5 protein-coding genes are annotated in these 3,785 nt (G+C 74.0%); 4 read left to right on the top strand and 1 reads right to left on the bottom strand.

What is annotated here, in order from left to right:
- Window positions 1–337, top strand: a 337-nt coding sequence (locus ACFV4N_RS41155) for a GntR family transcriptional regulator (RefSeq protein WP_499678116.1), incomplete at its 5' end; no start/stop codon positions are given.
- A gap of 22 nt (window positions 338–359) precedes the next feature.
- Window positions 360–1,106, top strand: coding sequence for a TetR/AcrR family transcriptional regulator (locus ACFV4N_RS41160; RefSeq protein ID WP_499678117.1), 747 nt, complete (start codon window positions 360–362; stop codon window positions 1,104–1,106).
- Here ACFV4N_RS41160 and ACFV4N_RS41165 read toward each other — a convergent pair.
- Window positions 1,100–1,285, bottom strand: coding sequence for a PspC domain-containing protein (locus ACFV4N_RS41165; RefSeq protein ID WP_499678118.1), 186 nt, complete (start codon window positions 1,283–1,285; stop codon window positions 1,100–1,102). The genes ACFV4N_RS41160 and ACFV4N_RS41165 overlap by 7 nt on opposite strands.
- Window positions 1,286–1,618: 333 nt before the next feature.
- Here ACFV4N_RS41165 and lnt point away from each other — a divergent pair, with 333 nt between their 5' ends.
- Window positions 1,619–3,226, top strand: a complete 1,608-nt coding sequence (gene lnt / locus ACFV4N_RS41170; RefSeq protein WP_499678119.1) for an apolipoprotein N-acyltransferase — start codon at window positions 1,619–1,621, stop codon at window positions 3,224–3,226.
- Window positions 3,201–3,785 (top strand): polyprenol monophosphomannose synthase (locus tag ACFV4N_RS41175; RefSeq protein WP_499678120.1); only part of this gene is annotated, 585 nt, incomplete at its 3' end. The genes lnt and ACFV4N_RS41175, both read left to right, overlap by 26 nt.

Raw genomic sequence — 3,785 nt, forward strand, 5'->3', positions numbered from 1 at the left:
GGCTTCCACCGTGCCGCCCTACGAGCAGGTGCGGTCCCAGTTGGCCCGCAAGATCACCGACCGCGAGCTGGCCGCGGGCGCCCGGCTGCCCACGGTGCGCGCGTTGGCCGCGGAGCTGGGCATCGCGGTCAACACCGTGGCCCGCGCCTACCGCGAGCTGGAGGAGGCGGGTCTCATCGAGACCCGCGGCAGAGCGGGCACCGTGGTCAGCGCCGCGGGTGAGCGCAGCCGGGAACGGGTGCTGCGCGCGGCCCGCGCCTACGCGGCCACGGCGCGCGAGCAGGGCCTGACCGCCGAGGAGGCGCTGGAGATCGTGCGGGCCGCGCTGGCGGGCTAGACCTCACGTAGGGTGATCGTCCGTGGCGACCGAACGCGGCGGTGACCCGGCCCGGACCCTGGCGGTGCTGTGGCGGACCAACGAGCGCGTGGCGCGCAGGGACCTCGGGGTGGACCGCATCGTGGCGGCGGCGGTGGAGCTGGCCGACGCGGAGGGCTTGGGCGCGCTGGCGATGCGGCGGGTGGCCGAGCGGCTCGGCGTGGGCACGATGTCGCTGTACACGCACGTGCCGGGCAAGTCGGAGCTGGTCGACGCGATGGTGGACGCCGTGCAGGCGGAGACCGCGCGCCCGCCCCACGAGCCCGGCGGGTGGCGGGCCGGGCTGACCGCGATCGCGCGGGAGAACTGGGCGCTGCACCTGCGCCACCCGTGGTTGGTGGAGGTCGTGGCGCACCGGGCGGTGCTGGGGCCGAACGTGGCGGCGAAGTACGACTACGAGCTGCGCGCCGTGGACGGCATCGGGTTGACCGACGTGGAGATGGACTCGGTGCTCAACCTGGTGCTGGGGCACGTGCGGTCGGCCGCGCGGATCGCGGTGGAGGCCGAGCGGGTGCGCCGGAGCACGGGGCTGACCGACGAGCAGTGGTGGCGGGCCGCGGCGCCGTTCCTGGCGAAGGTGTTCGACCCGGGGCGCTTCCCCGTGGCGGCCCGCGTGGGTGCCGCGGTCGGCGAGGAGCACGGTGCGGCCTACCACGGCGAGCACGCGTTCACGTTCGGGCTGGAACGCGTGCTGGACGGCGTCGAGGCGCTGGTGCGGTCCCGTCAGTAGGGCCGCTTGGGCATCATCACCCACAGCGCGAGGTAGATGAGGAACTGCGGTCCCGGCAGCAGGCAGGACACGACGAACAGCAGCCGGACGGTGTTGGGCTTCCACCCGTAGCGCGCGGCGAGCCCGGCGCACACACCCGCGATCACCTTCTGGTTCTGCGGCCTGGTCAACGTGGTCATGACTCCACCATCCCCGTGTTCGTGTCCCCTGGCATCGGTGACGACCCTGATTTACCCCCGGTGGTGGGCGGGCAATCCCAGGGCAACCGTTCCTTGATCGACACGTCGTGGTGCTCGTTCGGGGCGAGGTGCGGGCGCGGGCGGGGGAGTACGACCTGGCCGAGGTGTAGGTGGCGGTGGGGGTCGGCGCCGAGGGGAAGGTGTCGCTGCCGGGCACGGGCGGGGAGCCGGCCGGCAGGGGCGCGATGACGTCCGTGTTCCGCCGCACACCCCGAGGCCGGTCCGCGCCGCCCGCGCTGCGGGGTGTCGCCGGCGGGCTCGTAGGCTGATCTGGTGGTCGCACCAAGCGTGGCGCCGGGACCGTCCGCCGCCGTCTCCTCCGCCCCCCGCCGCCGGAACCCGGGCGGCGCGTTGTCGCGGGTGGTGGTGGCCGCCGCCGGTGGAGTGATGGTCTACCTGAGCTTCCCGCCGCGCACGGCGTGGTGGTTGGCGCCGGTGGGGTTCGCCGTGCTGGGGGTGCTGCTGCACGGGCGGCGGGCGCGGGCCGGGTTCGGGTTGGGGCTGGTGTGGGGCCTGGGATTCATGGTGCCGCTGTTGCGGTGGACCGGTGAGTTCGTGGGCCTGGTGGCGTGGTTGCCGCTGGCGTTGATGTGCGCGGCGCTGATCGCGGTGGGCACGGCGGTGATGGCGCTGGTGTCGCGGCTGCCGGGGGCGCCGGTGTGGATGGCGCTGGTGTGGGTGGCCGACGAGGCGTTGCGGTCGGTGTTCCCGTTCGGCGGGTTCCCGTGGGGCAAGATCGCGTTCGGGCAGCCCGAGGGCTGGTACCTGCCGCTGGCCTCGGTGGGCGGGGCGCCGCTGGTGGGGTTCGCGGTGGCGTTGACGGGTTTCGGCGCGGCGTGGGCGGTGCGCGGGCGGTGGCGCGCGGCGGTGTGGGTGGTGCTGCCGCTGGCGGCGGGTCCGCTGGTGGCGTCGGTGGTTCCGGTCGGGCCGTCCGGGGGCACGGCGGTGGTGGCGGCGGTGCAGGGCAACGTGCCGCGCGCGGGCCTGGACTTCAACTCCCAGCGGCGGGCGGTGCTGGACAACCACGTGGCGCGGACCCTGCAGCTGGCCGAGGACGTGCGCGCGGGCCGGGTGCGCAAGCCCGACCTGGTGATCTGGCCGGAGAACGCCTCCGACATCGACCCGTTCCGCAACGCCGACGCCGCGGCGCAGATCCAGCGGGCGGTGGCGGCGGTCGACGCGCCCATCGCGGTGGGCGCGGTGCTGGTCGACCGCGCCGACAACCTGCCGCGCAACACCGTGGTGCTGTTCGAGCCGGGCCGGGGCGCCACCGACACCTACACCAAGCGGCAGCTCCAGCCGTTCGGGGAGACCATGCCCTACCGGGAGTTCTTCCGGCTCTTCACCAGCGCGGTGGACCGGGCGGGCAACTTCCAGCCGGGTCACGACCCGGAGGGGTTCACCATGGCGGGGGTGAAGGTGGCGATCGACACCTGCTACGAGGTGGCGTTCGACGGGGTGGTGCGGGATTCGGTGCGGGCGGGGGCGGACCTGATCGCGATCCCGACCAACAACGCCACCTTCGGCTGGACGGAGATGACCTACCAGCAGCTGGCGATGTCGCGGGTGCGGGCCGTGGAGCACGGCCGGTCGGTGGTGGTGGCCGCGACCAGCGGGGTCAGCGCGATCGTGGCGCCGGACGGCTCGGTGACGCAGCGGACCGGCATGTTCACCCCGGACGCACTGGTGGCCGAGGTCTCGTTGGGGCGGGAGGCTACGCTGGCGACCCGGCTCGGCGCGTGGCCCGAGTGGGTGATGACCGCTTTGGGCCTCTCGGCCGCGGCGTTCAGCTTGGCAGTGACACGACGACGATCGCGTCCGACCCCTGGTGCGGGGGTCGGCGAGGAGGAAACGGATGGCGGACCAGCAGGCGCGGCCTGACCACGAGCTCGGGCCGGTGCTGGTGGTGATCCCGACCTACAACGAGCGGGACAACATCACGAGGATCGTGAAGCGGCTGCACGCGGCCCTGCCGGGGGTGCACGCGCTCGTGGTGGACGACGGCAGCCCGGACGGCACCGGTCGGGTGGCCGACGAGATGGCGGCCGCCGACGACCGGGTCCACGTGATGCACCGCACGGAGAAGGCGGGTCTGGGCGCGGCGTACGTGGCGGGGTTCCGGTGGGCGCTGGAGCACGGCTACGGGGTGGTCGTGGAGATGGACGCCGACGGCTCGCACGCGCCGGAGGACCTGCCGCGCCTGCTGGACGCGCTGCGGCACGCCGACCTGGTGCTGGGTTCGCGCTACGTGCCGGGCGGCAGCACGGTGAACTGGCCGAGGTCGCGGCAGCTGATCTCGCGGGGCGGGAACCTGTACTCGCAGCTGGCGCTGGGCGCGAAGGTCAAGGACATCACGGGCGGGTTCCGGGCGTTCCGCGCGGAGGTGCTGGAGCGGATCAAGCTGGCCACGGTGGCCTCGCAGGGCTACTGCTTCCAGATC

The organism is Actinosynnema sp. NPDC059797, assembly GCF_042732085.1.
In the GTDB taxonomy this organism is placed as follows: domain Bacteria; phylum Actinomycetota; class Actinomycetes; order Mycobacteriales; family Pseudonocardiaceae; genus Actinosynnema.

What these genes read in the sequence shown, in the direction of transcription:
- ACFV4N_RS41165 (WP_499678118.1), bottom strand. Translation starts at nt 1,285, where the DNA reads ATGACCACGTTGACCAGGCCGCAGAACCAGAAGGTGATCGCGGGTGTG.